This window comes from Streptomyces sp. NBC_00568 (assembly GCF_026341855.1).
GTDB lineage: Bacteria > Actinomycetota > Actinomycetes > Streptomycetales > Streptomycetaceae > Streptomyces.
In genome coordinates this window covers 2,663,273-2,678,533 of sequence record NZ_JAPENW010000001.1, presented here as the reverse complement: position 1 = coordinate 2,678,533, position 15,261 = coordinate 2,663,273, and the positions used below count along the sequence as shown (strand labels likewise).

Annotated in this window: 12 protein-coding genes; 7 read left to right on the top strand and 5 right to left on the bottom strand. The window is 70.2% G+C overall.

The window, feature by feature from the left end; translation table 11 throughout:
• Window positions 1-34 precede the first annotated feature (34 nt).
• On the bottom strand, window positions 35-1,441 hold the full coding sequence (locus tag OOK38_RS11555; RefSeq protein WP_266761199.1) for a glutamate decarboxylase: 1,407 nt from the start codon (window positions 1,439-1,441) through the stop codon (window positions 35-37).
• 96 nt (window positions 1,442-1,537) lie between these two features.
• Window positions 1,538-2,824, bottom strand: coding sequence for an ion channel protein (locus tag OOK38_RS11550; protein WP_266761201.1), 1,287 nt, complete (start codon window positions 2,822-2,824; stop codon window positions 1,538-1,540).
• A 128-nt stretch (window positions 2,825-2,952) separates the two neighbouring features.
• Between OOK38_RS11550 and OOK38_RS11545 the strand changes: the two genes are divergently transcribed.
• Window positions 2,953-3,720 carry a MerR family transcriptional regulator gene (locus OOK38_RS11545; RefSeq protein ID WP_266848390.1) on the top strand — a complete coding sequence of 256 codons (768 nt, stop codon included), beginning with the start codon at window positions 2,953-2,955 and terminating at the stop codon, window positions 3,718-3,720.
• A gap of 149 nt (window positions 3,721-3,869) precedes the next feature.
• On the opposite strand, the gene OOK38_RS11540 is transcribed toward OOK38_RS11545, so the two are convergent.
• Window positions 3,870-4,235: a YbjQ family protein gene (locus OOK38_RS11540; RefSeq protein ID WP_103552693.1), complete on the bottom strand. Its 366-nt coding sequence runs from the start codon at window positions 4,233-4,235 to the stop codon at window positions 3,870-3,872.
• Between the two features lie 140 nt (window positions 4,236-4,375).
• Here OOK38_RS11540 and OOK38_RS11535 point away from each other — a divergent pair, with 140 nt between their 5' ends.
• Window positions 4,376-5,527 (top strand): DedA family protein, encoded by a 1,152-nt coding sequence (locus OOK38_RS11535; RefSeq protein ID WP_266761207.1) that lies wholly within the window; start codon window positions 4,376-4,378, stop codon window positions 5,525-5,527.
• A gap of 69 nt (window positions 5,528-5,596) precedes the next feature.
• Here OOK38_RS11535 and OOK38_RS11530 read toward each other — a convergent pair whose 3' ends face one another.
• A complete protein-coding gene (locus OOK38_RS11530) occupies window positions 5,597-7,255 on the bottom strand; it encodes a threonine/serine exporter ThrE family protein (RefSeq protein ID WP_266761209.1) in 1,659 nt (552 codons plus the stop codon).
• Window positions 7,256-7,412: 157 nt separating this feature from the next.
• Window positions 7,413-7,904, bottom strand: a complete 492-nt coding sequence (locus tag OOK38_RS11525; protein WP_266761211.1) for an inorganic diphosphatase — start codon at window positions 7,902-7,904, stop codon at window positions 7,413-7,415.
• A 178-nt stretch (window positions 7,905-8,082) separates the two neighbouring features.
• Here OOK38_RS11525 and dacB point away from each other — a divergent pair, with 178 nt between their 5' ends.
• From dacB to ftsH, 5 genes are all read left to right on the top strand, one after another.
• Window positions 8,083-9,540 (top strand): D-alanyl-D-alanine carboxypeptidase/D-alanyl-D-alanine-endopeptidase, encoded by a 1,458-nt coding sequence (dacB, locus tag OOK38_RS11520; protein WP_323178797.1) that lies wholly within the window; start codon window positions 8,083-8,085, stop codon window positions 9,538-9,540.
• 126 nt (window positions 9,541-9,666) lie between these two features.
• A complete protein-coding gene (locus tag OOK38_RS11515) occupies window positions 9,667-10,815 on the top strand; it encodes a zinc-dependent metalloprotease (RefSeq protein ID WP_266761215.1) in 1,149 nt (382 codons plus the stop codon).
• A 192-nt stretch (window positions 10,816-11,007) separates the two neighbouring features.
• Window positions 11,008-12,171 carry a tRNA lysidine(34) synthetase TilS gene (gene tilS / locus OOK38_RS11510; protein ID WP_266761217.1) on the top strand — a complete coding sequence of 388 codons (1,164 nt, stop codon included), beginning with the start codon at window positions 11,008-11,010 and terminating at the stop codon, window positions 12,169-12,171.
• 166 nt (window positions 12,172-12,337) lie between these two features.
• Window positions 12,338-12,898 (top strand): hypoxanthine phosphoribosyltransferase, encoded by a 561-nt coding sequence (gene hpt, locus OOK38_RS11505; RefSeq protein WP_261704688.1) that lies wholly within the window; start codon window positions 12,338-12,340, stop codon window positions 12,896-12,898.
• Window positions 12,899-13,097: 199 nt separating this feature from the next.
• Window positions 13,098-15,125, top strand: a complete 2,028-nt coding sequence (gene ftsH / locus OOK38_RS11500; protein WP_266761219.1) for an ATP-dependent zinc metalloprotease FtsH — start codon at window positions 13,098-13,100, stop codon at window positions 15,123-15,125.
• Window positions 15,126-15,261: the final 136 nt, after the last annotated feature.

The window sequence follows — 15,261 nt, the reverse complement described above, 5'->3', positions numbered from 1 at the left end:
CCCGGAGCGCCGACCGCGGCCCGGACCACAGCCCCTAGTGATGGAAGCTCGTCGCCGCCCCCTTGTCGTGGGTCATCGGATGCGGCTGGAGGCGCAGTTCGGGCAGCAGCCGGCTCAGGTCCTCGACGAAGAGGTCGGCGAGGTCGGAGGTGAAACCGTTGCGGCACACCACGCGCAGCACGGACAGGTCCTCGCGGTTCTCGGGGAACGTGTACGCGGGCAGCAGCCAGCCGCTCTCGCGCATCCTCCGGGACACGTCGAAGACGTCGTACGCGGTCACCTCGGGCGCCGTCGTGAAGGCGAACACCGGCAACTCGTCGCCCCGGGTGATGAGCCGGAAGTCGCCCAGACAGTCGATGCGTTCGGCCAGCGCGCGGGCCACCTCCCGGGTCGTCTGCTGCACCGCCCGGTAGCCGGCCCGGCCCAGCCGCAGGAACGTGTAGTACTGAGCGACGACCTGGGCTCCCGGGCGCGAGAAGTTGAGGGCGAAGGTCGGCATGTCGCCGCCCAGGTAGTTCACCCGGAAGACCAGTTCCTCGGGCAGTTCCGCGGCCGTCCGCCACAGCGCCCAGCCGACACCCGGGTAGACCAGGCCGTACTTGTGCCCCGAGGTGTTGATCGACGAGACCCGGGGCAGCCGGAAGTCCCAGACCAGGTCCTCGTCGATGAAGGGCGCGACCATCGCCCCGGACGCGCCGTCGACATGGACCGGGATGTCCAGGCCCGTGCGCTCCTGGAGCCGGTCCAGTGCCGCGCACAGCTCCTGGATCGGCTCGTACGACCCGTCGAAGGTGGAGCCGAGGATGCCGACGACGCCGATGGTGTTCTCGTCGCACAGCTCGGCCGCCGCCTCGGGGTCGAGGTGGAACCGGTTGCCCTCCATGGGGATCTGTCGGGCCTCGACCTCCCAGAAGTTGCAGAACTTCTCCCAGCACACCTGGACGTTCACGCCCATGACCAAGTTGGGCCGCGCACCCGGGTAGCGGTCAGCGTTGCGCTGCGCCCAGCGCCGCTTGAGCGCCATGCCGGCGAGCATGCACGCCTCGCTCGAACCGGTGGTGGAACAGCCCACCGCGGCGGACGGGTCCGGCGCGTTCCACAGGTCGGCGAGCATGGCCACGCAGCGCCGCTCCAGCTCGGCCGTGCGGGGGTACTCGTCCTTGTCGATCATGTTCTTGTCCCGGCACTCCGCCATCAGGATCCCGGCCTGCGGTTCCATCCAGGTGGTGACGAACGTGGCCAGGTTCAGCCGGGAGTTCCCGTCCAGCATGAGCTCGTCGTGGACGATCTGGAGTGCCGTCGTGGGCGGCAGCGGGCCGTCGGGGAGCCGGTGCTTCGGCGGTGCCTCGATCATGCCGCTGACCGGATTGGTCTCGCCGTAGAACGGGTTGACGGACATCGGGCGTTCATCGGGCGTCTGGTGGCCCTGATGGAGCGGCATGGGCTTCTCCCAACGGTTCAGCGGGACGGGGCGTCCCCTTGGTTCATCGGATGTGGGGTTCCCGGTGGTTCATCGGGGATGCGGTTCTCCGGTGGTTCATCGGAGCGGACTTCCGTCCTCGTGCAGTTGCATCTGGGGCCGTCCGGTCACCAGCAGCCAGGCCGGCAGCGAGGCGATGCAGAGCAGGGCGATGATCGTGGGCGAGGACACCAGGACGGCGGCCGTGAAGAGGCTCACCCAGCCCTGCCGAGTGATCGCGAGGAGCGTGCCCAGCACTCCGGCGGCCAGGCCCAGCGACGACGGGACCGAGGGCACGAGCGCGTGGGCGCACAGGCCGAACGCGGCGCCGACGAAGACGGCCGGGAAGATCCGGCCGCCCCGGAACCCGCAGGACGCCGCGACGACCAGCGCGGCGAGCTTCACCACGGCCATCAGCGCGTACCGGCCCGCCGAATAGTCGTCCGGGTGCCGGGCGATCTCGGCGACCTGGTCCAGGCCCTTGAACAGCGTCAGCGGGCCGCCCAGGCAACCCAGCAGACCGAGGACGAGCCCGCCGACGGGCAGGGCCAGCATGGGGTGGCGCAGGAGCGAGAAGGCCTTGTGGGCGTAGGGGAAGAGGTAGACCGCGGCCATGCCGAGCACCGCCGCGGCGGAGGCGATCACCAGCGCGGACAGCACATCGGCCCAGCCGGGATCACCGAGCGGGGGCAGATCCAGGTCGAAGCTGGGATGGCCGATCAGCGCCGTGGTCATCGAGCCCACCGACGCCGCCGTCAGCGGCGCGAAGAGGTTGTCCCACAGCAGGCCCTTCATCTGCCGTCCTGCGAGCGCTTCGGAGATGACCAGGGCCGCCGCGACCGGCGTGCCGAACAGGGCGCCGATCGTCCCCGCCTCGGCCAGCATCACCCACAGCGCGCCGGGTGCCGCGGGCGCGAACCTGCGGCCCGCCCAGAACGCCAGCGCGACGTTGGTGGCGATGATCGGGTTCTCGGGGCCGAGGCTCGGGCCGCCCGCCAGCATCAGCGCGGTCGCCACCAGCAGCCCGGGCAGGATGAAGGGGGCCATCGGCTCCGCCTGGAGCCCCACGGTGGCCGGGTCGGGGCCCGCGTGCCCCGGCGCCTTCCACACCACCAGACCGACCAGGATGCCGGTGCTGGTGAGCATGACGATCATCCAGAGGGAGGAGTACCCGCCGATGCCGAGCGCGTCCGGGAGGTCCTTCCACAACACGTCCTTGAGCTGGTCGGCGAGCTTGCTCACACCCACGTAGAGGAGGCTCGAGACCGCTCCGACGGCCACGGCCGGGAGGAACAGCGGCAGCAGTGTCCGTGCGGGCCTCGCCCGGGCGGGGGCCGGTCCCGGGGGAGCCGCGTCGTGGGTCACGGGCTCACCCTAAACGTGCGAAACGGACATAACATCCCGGGCGTTCGCGCCGGACCCCCGAATTCCGGGCTTGCACCTCACGTCACGTCAGGCCTCATCGTGAAGGGCGTAACGAGGAAGGAGCGGAAGTGAGCTACCCAGTGGGCCAGGTCGCCGGATTCGCCGGCGTCACGGTGCGCACCCTGCACCACTACGACGAGATCGGTCTCCTCGCGCCCGGCGAACGCAGCCATGCGGGTCACCGGCGCTACAACGACGCCGACCTCGACCGGCTGCAGCAGATCCTGTTCTACCGGGAGCTCGGCTTCCCGCTCGACGAGGTCGCCGCCCTGCTCGACGACCCGGAAGCGGACCCGCGCGCGCATCTGCGCCGCCAGCACGACCTGCTGACCGCCCGGATCGAGAAGCTGCAGAAGATGGCCGCGGCCGTGGAGCACGCCATGGAGGCACGCACGATGGGCATCAACCTCACGCCCGAGGAGAAGTTCGAGGTCTTCGGGGACAAGGACCCGGAGGCGCACGCGGAGGAGGCCGAGCGCCGCTGGGGCGGCACGGATACGTACGCCGAGTCGCAGCGCCGCGCCGCCCGCTACACCAAGGACGACTGGAAGCGCATGCAGGCCGAGGTGGCCTCCTGGGGAGAGCGGTACGACGCCCTGATGGAGGCCGGCGAGCTGCCGGACGGCGAGCGGGTCATGGACATGGCCGAGGAGCACCGGCTGCCCATCACCCGGTGGTTCTACGCGTGCACCTACGAGATCCACCAGGGGCTCGGCGACATGTACGTGGCCGACGAGCGGTTCAAGGAGTTCTACGACTCCATGCGGCCGGGGCTGGCCGAGCACCTGAGGGACGCGATCACGGCGAACGCCACCCGGCACTCCCGGGAAGCCTGACCCGGAAGGCGTCCGTGACGGCGACGGGCGCCGGCCCGGTCGGGCGCCGCCCCGCGCAGGCGTGCCCCGCCGTGCCGCCCGCGCGGGGGAGGTGCCGTCGGCGCCGGTAAGGGGCGTCCGCAATTGCGGGCGCCCCCTACCGGTACGCGCTACTCCTTCACCAGGACCACGGCCGTGCCGTAGGCGCACACCTCCGTGCCCACGTCCGCCGCCTCGGAGACGTCGAAGCGGAACATGAGCACGCCGTTGGCGCCCCGCGCGCGTGCCTGCTCCACAAGCCGCTCCATGGCCTGGTTGCGGGTCTCCACCAGCGTCTTGGTGAGCCCCTTGAGCTCACCGCCGATCATCGACTTCAGACCCGCGCCGATCTGGCTGCCCAGATGGCGCGAGCGCACGGTGAGGCCGAAGACCTCTCCGATGACCTGCTCGACGCGATGGCCGGGTACGTCGTTCGTCGTCACGACCAGGACGTCCGCGTGGGGACCCTGGCCGCCGCCGTATTCATCGATGCCCATGGCTCACAGCTTTGTCCCAGTCGCCGCACAGTGCATCCTGGAGTCACGGGTGGAACCTGGCGTGGACACATTGCGTTGATAGCTTTGGTCGGCCGTACAGGACCGCCGTACCTCCCTTCACCCCTCAGGAGCCCGGAACCGTGACGACGCTTGCCCTCGGTCCCAGCTGGCTGGATCCGAACACGCTCCTGGACAACTTCGGCATCTGGGGCCTGCTGCTCATCGTCTTCGCCGAGTCCGGCCTGCTCATCGGCTTCTTCCTGCCGGGCGACTCGCTGCTGTTCACCTGCGGTCTGCTGATCACCGCGGGCACCATGGACTTCCCGCTGTGGGCGGCGATCCCGCTGATCTGCCTCGCCGCGATCCTCGGCGACCAGGCGGGCTACCTCTTCGGCAAGAAGGTCGGACCCTCGCTCTTCACCCGCCCGAACTCCCGCCTCTTCAAGCAGGAGAACGTGGTCAAGGCCCACGAGTTCTTCGAGAAGTACGGGCCCAAGTCCCTGGTGCTGGCCCGCTTCGTGCCCATCGTGCGCACGTTCACGCCGATCATCGCCGGCGTCAGCGGCATGAAGTACCGGCCCTTCCTCATCTTCAACATCATCGGCGGCATCCTGTGGGGCGCGGGCGTCACGCTGCTCGGTTCCTGGCTCGGCGGGATCGACTTCGTGAACAAGAACATCGAGGCGATCCTGATCCTGATCGTCCTCGTCTCGGTGGTCCCGATCATCATCGAGTTCCTGCGCGCCCGTTCCCAGGCCAAGAAGAACCCGCCCCAGGAGTCCGTCCCGGCCCAGCCCGCGGCCGACCGCACCCGCCCCGCCGCGCCCGTCATGGACGACGCGACCAGGCCGCTGCGCGTTCCGCCGGTCCAGGAGGGCCAGGACTCGTCGTACGGCTACCAGGGCCACGGCCAGTCGTACGGCCACCAGGGTCACGACGGGTCGTACGGGAACCACGGGAACCAGGGACACGACGCGTACGGGAACCAGGGCGGGAGCCACGGCCAGGGCTACGGCCATCAGGGCAACCACCAGGGCCAGCAGGGCCAGCAGGGCCAGCAGGGCAACGGCTACCCGCACCAGCAGCAGCACCAGGAGCCGTACCAGCAGCCGTACGGCTCGGACCAGGGCTACGGCTACGACCAGCAGTACGACCAGGGTTACCAGCAGGGCTACGACCAGGGCTACGACCAGGGCCGGACCTACCCGCCCCAGCAGCAGCCCCAGGGCCACCCGCAGCAGCAGTACGGCTCGGAGCAGTACCGCTACGGCCAGGGCCCCGCGCAGAACTGAGGCTCCCGCCCCCGGATGGCCCGACGTCCCTCGACCGGCGTCCCGGGCCGGTCCTCCCGGGGCCGGTCCTCAGAACCCGCGTGTCCGCTTGGCGGCCCGCCGCCCGCCTGCGGAGCCGCCCGGCAGGCGCAGGAACAGCCGCGAGATCTCCGAACCCAGGTTCACGCCGATCGCGATGGCCATGGCGAGGGCCGCCGCCTTGGTGAGCGACACCAGGCCCTTGTCGACCTCGTTCTGGGCGATCGACAGCAGACCGAAGTAGGTCGCCGAACCGGGCAGCAGGGGCCCGATCGCGGCCGTCGTGTACGGCAGCGCGGACGCGAACCGGTAGCGCGAGAGCAGCTGCCCGAAGAGACCCACCAGGCCCGCGGCGACGGCCGTGGAGGCCACCGGCGAGATCCCGCCCGCGTAGTGCATCGCCCCGTACACCGACCAGGCCACGCCGCCGTTGAGGGTCACCGCGAGGACGGTCGACCGTTCCTGCTGGAGCAGGATCGCGAAGGTGAGCGACAGCAGCATGGAAGCGGCGATCTGGAGCACCGGCCGCTCGGAGAGGCTCAGCCCCGCGTCCGGGTTGAGCTGCGTACCCAGTTTCACGCCGAAATAGAGCACCAGCAGGACGCCGGAGACGATCCCCACGAAGAAGTACATGACTTCGAGCAGCCGCGCGGACGCGGTGATGTAGAAGCCGGTCAGCCCGTCCTGCACCCCCGCGACGAGTGCCCGCCCCGGCAGCAGCGCGAAGAGCCCACCGGTGATCACCGCGGAGGCGTTCACATCCACGTGCGCCAGCGTGAGCGCGACCCCTATCGCGGCGGGCGGCATCGCGGCCACCGTGAACTGGTAGAACTCCGGCAGCCCGCGCCCCGCGCACAGCCACGCGAGCCGGTCGCCCAGCATCGCGCCGAGCGCCGCGGCGACGAACACGATCGCGTCGCCGCCGACGAGGACGGAGGCCGCGCCGGCGAGCAGCCCGCCGGAGGCGGTCAGCACCCAGCCGGGATACGGGTGCCGGTTGCGCCGGATCTCCGCGAGGCGCCCGTAGGCCTCCTCCAGCGAGATCGCGGTCTCCGGGTCGCTCAGGTCGTCGACGAGTCGGTAGACGGCCCCCAGGCGCGTGTAGTCGGTGCCCCGGCGGCGTACGGTCCGTGACGCCGTCACCGGGTCGTCCACCAGGGACGGCTGGTGCGAGATCGACAGCAGGGTGAAGGTGACGTTCGGCTCGCAGCGGTCCAGCCCGTAGGAGCGGCAGACGGCGAACATCGCCGTCTCCACGTCCTCGGCGCCCTCACCGCCCGCGAGCAGCAGCTCGCCGATGCGCAGGGTCAGGTCGAGCACGCGCGGGACGGCGGGCCCCGAGTCGTCCTCCTTGTGCACCGGTTCGGGCGCGGGCCGCTCGGTCACCGGCATGCGCAGCATCGTGCGCATCCGGTCCTGCCACGGCGCGTCCTTGGTCAGGCTGACCAGCGGGATGCCGGTCGCCGGTGTGAAGGCGGGCGGCGCCTGCCTGGCGCTGTAGGTGCGCGGAGTGCTGAACGCCGAGCCCTCCTGCTCCGGCCCGGGCGGCTGCAGAGCGTCGAGGCCATCGGGGAGCGCGAACTCCGATGTCGTCGACGACTCCTCGTCGGCCACCGCCGGTCCCGGCGCCGCCACACCGGCGGGCGGGCTGAAAGCACTCCTCGCCTCGTCCGACTGCGGCTTGCGGTCTTCCGCTTCCGGGTCCGCCACCAACTCCAGCCTCGCCTTTCGCGTCCGTGTGGTTCTCCTACTTGCCTTCCGTATGCCTCAGTATGCGTACGGATACACGAACGGGCCGCGCGACCCCCATAGGGATCGCGCGGCCCGTTCGGAAGCGAGGGAGGTCGCTGACCACCCGAGGGGGAGGTCAGTGACCGCCCTGATCCTTGAGGCGCTTGTAGGAACGCTCGATCTCGGCCTCGGCCTCGGTGCGGCCGACCCAGTTGGCGCCCTCGACGGACTTGCCCGGCTCCAGGTCCTTGTAGACCTCGAAGAAGTGCTGGATCTCCAGGCGGTCGAACTCCGACACGTGGTGGATGTCGCGCAGGTGCTCCACACGCGGGTCGTGCGCCGGGACGCACAGCAGCTTGTCGTCGCCGCCGGCCTCGTCCGTCATACGGAACATGCCGATGGTGCGGCACTGGATGAGGCAACCCGGGAAGGTCGGCTCGTCCAGGATGACCAGGGCGTCCAGCGGGTCGCCGTCCTCGCCGAGAGTGTTCTCGACGAAGCCGTAGTCGGCCGGGTAGCTGGTCGAGGTGAAGAGTCGACGGTCCAGACGGATCCGACCGGTCTCGTGGTCCACCTCGTACTTGTTCCGTGAACCCTTCGGAATCTCGATCGTGACGTCGAACTCCACCGGTGGCTCCTCCATGATCAGCACATAGTTCTGGTGGTTAAGTGTCCCTCACGCAGGTGGGTGATCGCGAAAGGGGCTGGTGGTCGTGCCAGAGCTGAGGGCTTGGCGGGCCGCGAGACCGCATGTGGTGCGGGTCGCGCGGACGGTGAAACCGCGTGTGGCGCGGGTCACCCAAGCCATGCGGCCACGTGCCGTTCGGTTCACGACACCGCAGCTCACGGCCGTCGCCGCCACCGTGGGCCTGGCCCTCGCGGCCGGGGCGGTGACCGCGGCCGGTCCCTGGGACTCCACCGGTCAGCGTACGGCCGAGCGCGACTGGGCCGCATCGCGGGAGCCGGAGGGTGGCACAGATCACGCACGTAAATCCCGTACGCCCCGAACGTCACCCCGGCCCGCGCCCAGCGCCGCCTCCGTCCTGGCCGGACTCGGCGGCTCGGCGGGCGCCGTGCCCGCGCCCGCCGAGAAGGCCCTCAAGGACGTCCTCGACCCGCTCCTGGACAACCCCGTCCTCGGCTCGCTGCGCACCGCCGTCGTGGTCGACGTGGCGACCGGCAAGCGGCTCTACGGCAAGGGCGCCGAAGAGGTCCAGACACCCGCCTCCACCACGAAGATCGCCACCGCCGTCGCCGCCCTCACGGCACCGGGCCCCGACCACCGCATCCGGACGCGTACGGTCCTCGAGCCCGACACCAAGGAGCTCGTGCTCGTCGGAGGAGGCGACCCGACGCTGACCGCCCGCAAGCCCGCCGACGGCTGGGCGGACCTGCGCACCCTCGCCGAGAAGACGGCCACCGCCCTGAAGGCCCGTCACATGGACCACGTGACGCTCTCCTACGACACCTCGCTGTACACCGGCCCCGACCTTCACCCCATCGGCGTCAACGAGAACATCGCGAAGGTCACCGCCCTGATGGCCGACGAGGGCCGCCAGAACGACACGACCAGCGGGACGGCCGGGCGCGCCCCGGACCCGGCGGCGGACGCCGCGCGGAAGTTCGCGGACCTGCTCCACGACTCCGGCATCAAGACGACATCGCCCGGCCCCTCGAAGGCGACGAGCCGCTCGCAGGCCCTCGCCTCCGTCTCCTCGCCGCCGCTGTCCGCCCTGGTCGAGCGGATGCTGACCAACAGCGACAACGACATCGCGGAGGCGCTGGCCCGCCAGGTGGCCATCGCCACCGGCGAGGAACCCAGCTTCGAAGGCGACGCGAAGGCGATCCGTGCCCAGCTGAAGAAGCTGGGACTCCCGCTGTCCGGTGCGCAGTTCGCGGACGGCAGCGGTCTGAACCGCGCCGACAAGCTCTCCGCCGACCTGCTCGCCGCCCTGCTGGCCAAGGCCGGGGACCCGGCCCACCCCGAACTCCGTTCGGTCCTCACCGGCCTGCCCGTCGCCGGTTTCACCGGCACCCTCAGCACCCGGTACGCCGACGCCCCCACCGCCACCGGCGTCGTCCGGGCCAAGACCGGCACCCTGACCGGCGTCAACACCCTCGCCGGCACCGTCGTCGACAAGGACGGCCGGCTCCTGGCCTTCGCCTTCCTGACCTCCGACGAGGCCCACCCCCCGAACCCCCTGGAGGCGCGGGCGGCGTTGGACCGCACGGCGACGGCACTGGCGGCGTGCGGCTGCCGGTAGCCGCACGCCGGGAGAGCGCGACCCGCCCGACCCGCGAGCACCAGGAGCACCACCGGCCCCTCGCCCGGGGGGCATACGGCGCCGTACCCCTAACCGCAGCCGGACCCGCTCACGTACGGTTGACGCATGACGAGCATCGGTGGTGCTGCATCTACTGGGATGGTCGACTGGAATCTCGCGGTGGCGACCGCGACCCGACTCGTGCGGCCGGGCCCCGAGGTGAGCCGCGACGAGGCCCGCGCCATCGTCGCGGAGCTGCGCCGGCACGCCAAGGCCTCGGAGGAACACGTCCGGGGCTTTACCCGTATGGGTGACGACGTCGTGCACGACACCCCTGTCCTCGTCGTCGACCGCCCCGGCTGGGTACGGGCGAACGTCGCCGGGTTCCGGGAGATCCTCAAGCCCCTTCTGGACAAGATGCAGGAACGGCGTGGCAGCTCCCCGGGCGGAGCCGTCCTCGGCGCCGTCGGCGGCAAGGTCACCGGCGTCGAGCTGGGCATGCTGCTGTCGTTCCTGTCGTCGAGGGTCCTCGGGCAGTACGAGACGTTCGCCCCCGCGACGCGGGACCTGCCCGCCGGAGGCCCCACCGGCTCGGGCAACGGCGGCGGCAGGCTGCTGCTGGTCGCCCCGAACATCGTGCACGTGGAGCGCGAACTCGACGTCCAGCCGCACGACTTCCGCCTGTGGGTGTGCCTCCACGAGGAGACGCACCGCACCCAGTTCACGGCCGTGCCCTGGCTGCGCGACCACCTGGAGGGCGAAATCCAGTCTTTCTTGGGGGAGACCGAAGTCGACCCCATGACCGTCCTGGAACGCATCCGGGAAGCCGCCCAGTCGCTCGCCGGCTCCCGCCCCGACACCGAGGAGGACGACGGCGGCCGTTCCCTCGTGGAAATCGTCCAGACGCCAGCGCAGCGGGAGATCCTCGGCAGGCTCACCGCCGTCATGTCCCTCCTGGAGGGACACGCCGACTTCGTGATGGACGGCGTCGGACCCGCCGTGGTCCCCTCCGTCGCCGAGATCCGCGAGAAGTTCCAGCAGCGCCGCGCCAGGGGCGCCTCCCGGCTGGACCTCGCCCTGCGCAAGCTGCTCGGCCTGGACGCCAAACTCAGGCAGTACAGGGACGGCGAGCGGTTCGTGCGGGCGGTCGTCGACGAGGTCGGCATGGACGGCTTCAACCGTGTGTGGACCTCTCCGAACACCCTCCCGACCAAGGCGGAGATCGCCAAACCGGCGGACTGGGTCGCGCGGGTGCACCGCAAGGCGGAGTCGTGAACCCTACGGGACGGTCGTGAAAGGAATCCGGCCGATGGCAGGCAAACGCCCCTCCAATCACCCGTCCGAGGGACCGTGGGGCATGGGTAGGCGTGCAATGCTCGGGGAACGCCCCGGTTCTGTCACCATCGACACACTCTGAGTGACCGATCCCGGGCTAACCCCCCGAAAACTTCATGAAGGGAACCGGACATGGGTCCCCATCCTGCGGTCGCGGCGATACGCCTGGCGGTCCGCCGCGTACTCCACGACATCCTGACCGAGCAACCGCCCACCCCCGACACCCGGCGTACGCCCGCACGCGGTGCCGCGCGCCCCTGCGCGCCCGACGCGGAGCGCGTACCCGCGCCCGGGACACGACGCAGCATGCCCGCGCCCGCCCGGTCCACACACGACGGGCATCCCGCGAGCTCCCTGCCGCGACCGGGCGGTGAGGCGCCCCCCGCGCCGCTCGTGCTCGTCGCGTGCTCCGGCGGCGCCGACTCCATGGCGCTCGCCTCCGCCCTCGCCTTCGAAGCCCCCAAACTCGGCATCCGCGCCGGTGGCATCACCGTCGACCACGGTCTGCAGCCCGGCTCCGACCTGCGCGCCGACGAAGTCGTGCTGCGCCTCACCGAGCTGGGGCTCGCCCCGGCCGAGTCCATCGCCGTCACCGTCGGCCGCGACGGAGGCCCCGAGGCCGCCGCCCGCGACGCCCGGTACGCCGCCCTGGACTCCGCCGCCGAGCACCATGGCGCCACCGCGATCCTCCTCGGCCACACCCGCGACGACCAGGCGGAGACGGTCCTGCTCGGCCTCGCCCGCGGCTCCGGCATCCGCTCCCTGTCCGGAATGGCTGCGGTCTCGGGGGCCGACGGCCGCTACCGCCGCCCCTTCCTGCACCTGGACCGGCAGACCGCCCGCAAGGCGTGCATGGTCCAGTCGCTGCCGGTCTGGGACGACCCGCACAACGCCGATCCGGCCTACACCCGCTCCCGGCTCCGCCACGAGGGCCTGCCCGCCCTGGAGAAGGCGCTCGGCAAGGGAGTCGTCGAGGCACTCGCCCGTACGGCCCAGCTCTCCCGGGACGATGCCGACGCCCTAGACGCGTGGGCCAGTCAGGCGGAGGCGTCCGTGCGCGACGCCGCCGGCCTCCTGGAGTGCGCCAAGCTCTACGCCCTGCCGCCCGCCGTACGCCGCCGGATCCTGCGCCGCGCGGCCATCGAGGCGGGCGCTCCGGCCGGTTCGCTGTTCGCCCGCCACATCGAGGAAATCGACCGGCTGATCACCGGATGGCGCGGTCAGGGGGCCATCAATCTCCCGGGCAAAGTCGTCGCTCAGCGCCAGGGTGGCAGACTGGTGATTCGGCAAGGCTGAAACCGGACCCTGCACCGGGGCCGCTCACGCGGCTCCCCGGGACCCCTTCACTCGGGTCGCGGGCGGTCCGACCGGCCGTGCGCGGGTGAGCCGAAGGGGACCGCCGCCAACACAGGCGCCCCGTAGGTGAACGAGCCCAAAAAAGTGGGACGGACGACCGAAAGTGATGCGGGTGGACGCGAAAGACATGGGCACCGACCTCAAGTCGGTGCTCATCACCAAGGAAGAGATCGACGCGAAGCTGGTCGAGCTGGCCGCGAAGATCGACGCGGAGTACGCGGGCAAGGACCTGCTGATCGTCGGAGTGCTCAAGGGCGCCGTGATGGTCATGGCGGACCTCGCGCGTGCGCTGTCCACCCCCGTCACCATGGACTGGATGGCCGTGTCGTCGTACGGCGCGGGCACCCAGTCCTCCGGCGTGGTGCGGATTCTCAAGGACCTCGACACCGACATCAAGGGCAAGCACGTCCTGATCGTCGAGGACATCATCGACTCAGGGCTGACCCTGTCCTGGCTGATCTCCAACCTCGGCTCCCGCGAGCCCGCCTCGCTCAAGGTGTGCACGCTGCTGCGCAAGCCGGACGCGGCCAAGGTCGCGATCGACGTGGAGTGGGTCGGCTTCGACATCCCGAACGAGTTCGTCATCGGGTACGGCCTGGACTACGCCGAGAAGTACCGCAACCTCCCGTTCGTCGGTACGCTCGCGCCTCACGTCTACGGCGGCTGAGCGCCCCCTTTCTGAGGGCGGCTCAGTCCTTCCAGGACGTTCGGGAACCCCAGCGGGTTTCCCGCCGTTGGAGCATGCGTGGACGGGATTGCCAGCAGTCCCCTGCGGCTTCGGGTGACAATGCTGGGGTACCGTCCGAAGAACAGTCTTTATCAAACTCACTATGGCAGGAGGGACGGGGCGGCTCCGCTCCGTATGGATGGACGTGAAGCGATACTTCCGTGGGCCGGTCATGTGGATCGTGCTGGCCGTCCTTGCCGTGGTCGTGTTGATGCAGGTCGTCGGTTCGTCCGGCGGCTACAAGACGGTGGACACCGGCCAGGTCGTCAAGGCGATCAACGACAACCAGGTCGAGTCGGCCAAGATCACCACTGGCGACGAGCAGGTCATCAAGGTCTCGCTGAAGGACGGCGAGAAGGTTGACGGCAGCTCGAAGATCCAGGCGAGCTACATCGGCGACCAGGGCGTGTCCCTGGCCAGCACACTCCAGAACAAATACGAGAACAAGCAGATCCCGGACGGCTACACCGTCTCGCCGTCCAAGCAGAACCCCTTCGTGGGCATCCTGCTGTCTCTGCTTCCCTTCGTCCTCATCGTCGTCGTCTTCCTGTTCCTGATGAATCAGATGCAGGGCGGCGGCTCCCGGGTCATGAACTTCGGGAAGTCCAAGGCGAAGCTCATCACCAAGGACACCCCGAAGACGACGTTCGCGGACGTCGCGGGCTCGGACGAGGCTGTCGAAGAGCTCCACGAGATCAAGGAGTTCCTCCAGGAGCCGGCGAAGTTCCAGGCCGTCGGAGCGAAGATCCCCAAGGGCGTCCTGCTCTACGGGCCTCCTGGTACGGGCAAGACGCTGCTCGCACGCGCCGTCGCGGGTGAGGCCGGCGTTCCCTTCTACTCCATCTCCGGTTCCGACTTCGTCGAGATGTTCGTCGGTGTCGGTGCCTCCCGAGTCCGTGACCTGTTCGAGCAGGCCAAGGCGAACGCTCCGGCGATCGTCTTCGTCGACGAGATCGACGCGGTCGGCCGCCACCGCGGCGCCGGCCTCGGCGGTGGTCACGACGAGCGCGAGCAGACCCTCAACCAGCTGCTCGTCGAGATGGACGGCTTCGACGTGAAGGGCGGCGTCATCCTGATCGCCGCCACGAACCGGCCCGACATCCTCGACCCGGCCCTCCTGCGCCCCGGCCGCTTCGACCGCCAGATCGCGGTCGACCGCCCGGACATGCAGGGCCGTCTGGAGATCCTCAAGGTCCACCAGAAGGGCAAGCCGGTCGCTCCGGACGTCGACCTGTCCGCTGTGGCGCGTCGGACCCCCGGCTTCACGGGTGCCGACCTGTCGAACGTGCTGAACGAAGCGGCGCTGCTCACCGCGCGCAGCAACCAGAAGCTGATCGACAACTCCATGCTGGACGAGGCGATCGACCGTGTGGTCGCGGGCCCGCAGAAGCGGACCCGGATCATGTCGGACAAGGAGAAGAAGATCACCGCGTACCACGAGGGCGGCCACGCCCTGGTCGCGGCGGCTTCTCCGAACTCCGACCCGGTCCACAAGATCACGATCCTCTCGCGCGGCCGTGCCCTCGGCTACACGATGGTCCTGCCGGACGAGGACAAGTACTCCACCACGCGCAACGAGATGCTGGACCAGCTCGCGTACATGCTGGGCGGCCGCGCGGCGGAGGAGCTCGTCTTCCACGACCCGACCACCGGCGCCGCGAACGACATCGAGAAGGCCACGACCACCGCTCGCGCGATGGTCACGCAGTACGGCATGACCGAGCGTCTGGGCGCGATCAAGTTCGGCGGCGACAACACCGAGCCCTTCCTGGGCCGGGAGATGTCGCACCCGCGCGACTACTCGGAAGAGGTCGCCGCGCTCGTCGACGAAGAGGTCAAGAAGCTCATCGAGAACGCGCACAACGAGGCCTGGGAAATCCTGGTCGAGAACCGTGACGTCCTCGACGCGCTGGTGCTCCAGCTGCTGGAGAAGGAGACGCTGAGCAAGGAGCAGATCGCCGAGGTCTTCGCTCCCATCGTGAAGCGCCCGGCCCGCCCCGCGTGGACCGGCTCCTCCCGTCGCACGCCGTCCACCCGCCCGCCGGTGCTCTCCCCCAAGGAGCTGTCACTGACGAACGGGGCGAACGGCTCGGCGGCGGCCATCGCCGCCGCGACGGAGTCCGTCCCGGCGGCGGACGCGGCCCCGGAGGACCGCACCGAGAGCTGACATCGTTCGGCTCCCGGCCGCCTCACCAGGCCCGGAATGTATGCCGCGCCCCCCAGGTTCTAGCCTGGGGGGCGCGGCATTTTCGTGTGCCCGCACCTTTTGGACGCGTCGAGGCACGCGCAGGATCCACAGGAAC

What these genes read in the sequence shown, in the direction of transcription:
- OOK38_RS11555 (WP_266761199.1), bottom strand. Translation starts at nt 1,441, where the DNA reads ATGCCGCTCCATCAGGGCCACCAGACGCCCGATGAACGCCCGATGTCC.
- ftsH (WP_266761219.1), top strand. Translation starts at nt 13,098, where the DNA reads ATGGACGTGAAGCGATACTTCCGTGGGCCGGTCATGTGGATCGTGCTG.
- hpt (WP_261704688.1), top strand. Translation starts at nt 12,338, where the DNA reads ATGCGGGTGGACGCGAAAGACATGGGCACCGACCTCAAGTCGGTGCTC.
- OOK38_RS11515 (WP_266761215.1), top strand. Translation starts at nt 9,667, where the DNA reads ATGACGAGCATCGGTGGTGCTGCATCTACTGGGATGGTCGACTGGAAT.
- dacB (WP_323178797.1), top strand. Translation starts at nt 8,083, where the DNA reads ATGCGGCCACGTGCCGTTCGGTTCACGACACCGCAGCTCACGGCCGTC.
- OOK38_RS11540 (WP_103552693.1), bottom strand. Translation starts at nt 4,235, where the DNA reads ATGGGCATCGATGAATACGGCGGCGGCCAGGGTCCCCACGCGGACGTC.
- tilS (WP_266761217.1), top strand. Translation starts at nt 11,008, where the DNA reads ATGGGTCCCCATCCTGCGGTCGCGGCGATACGCCTGGCGGTCCGCCGC.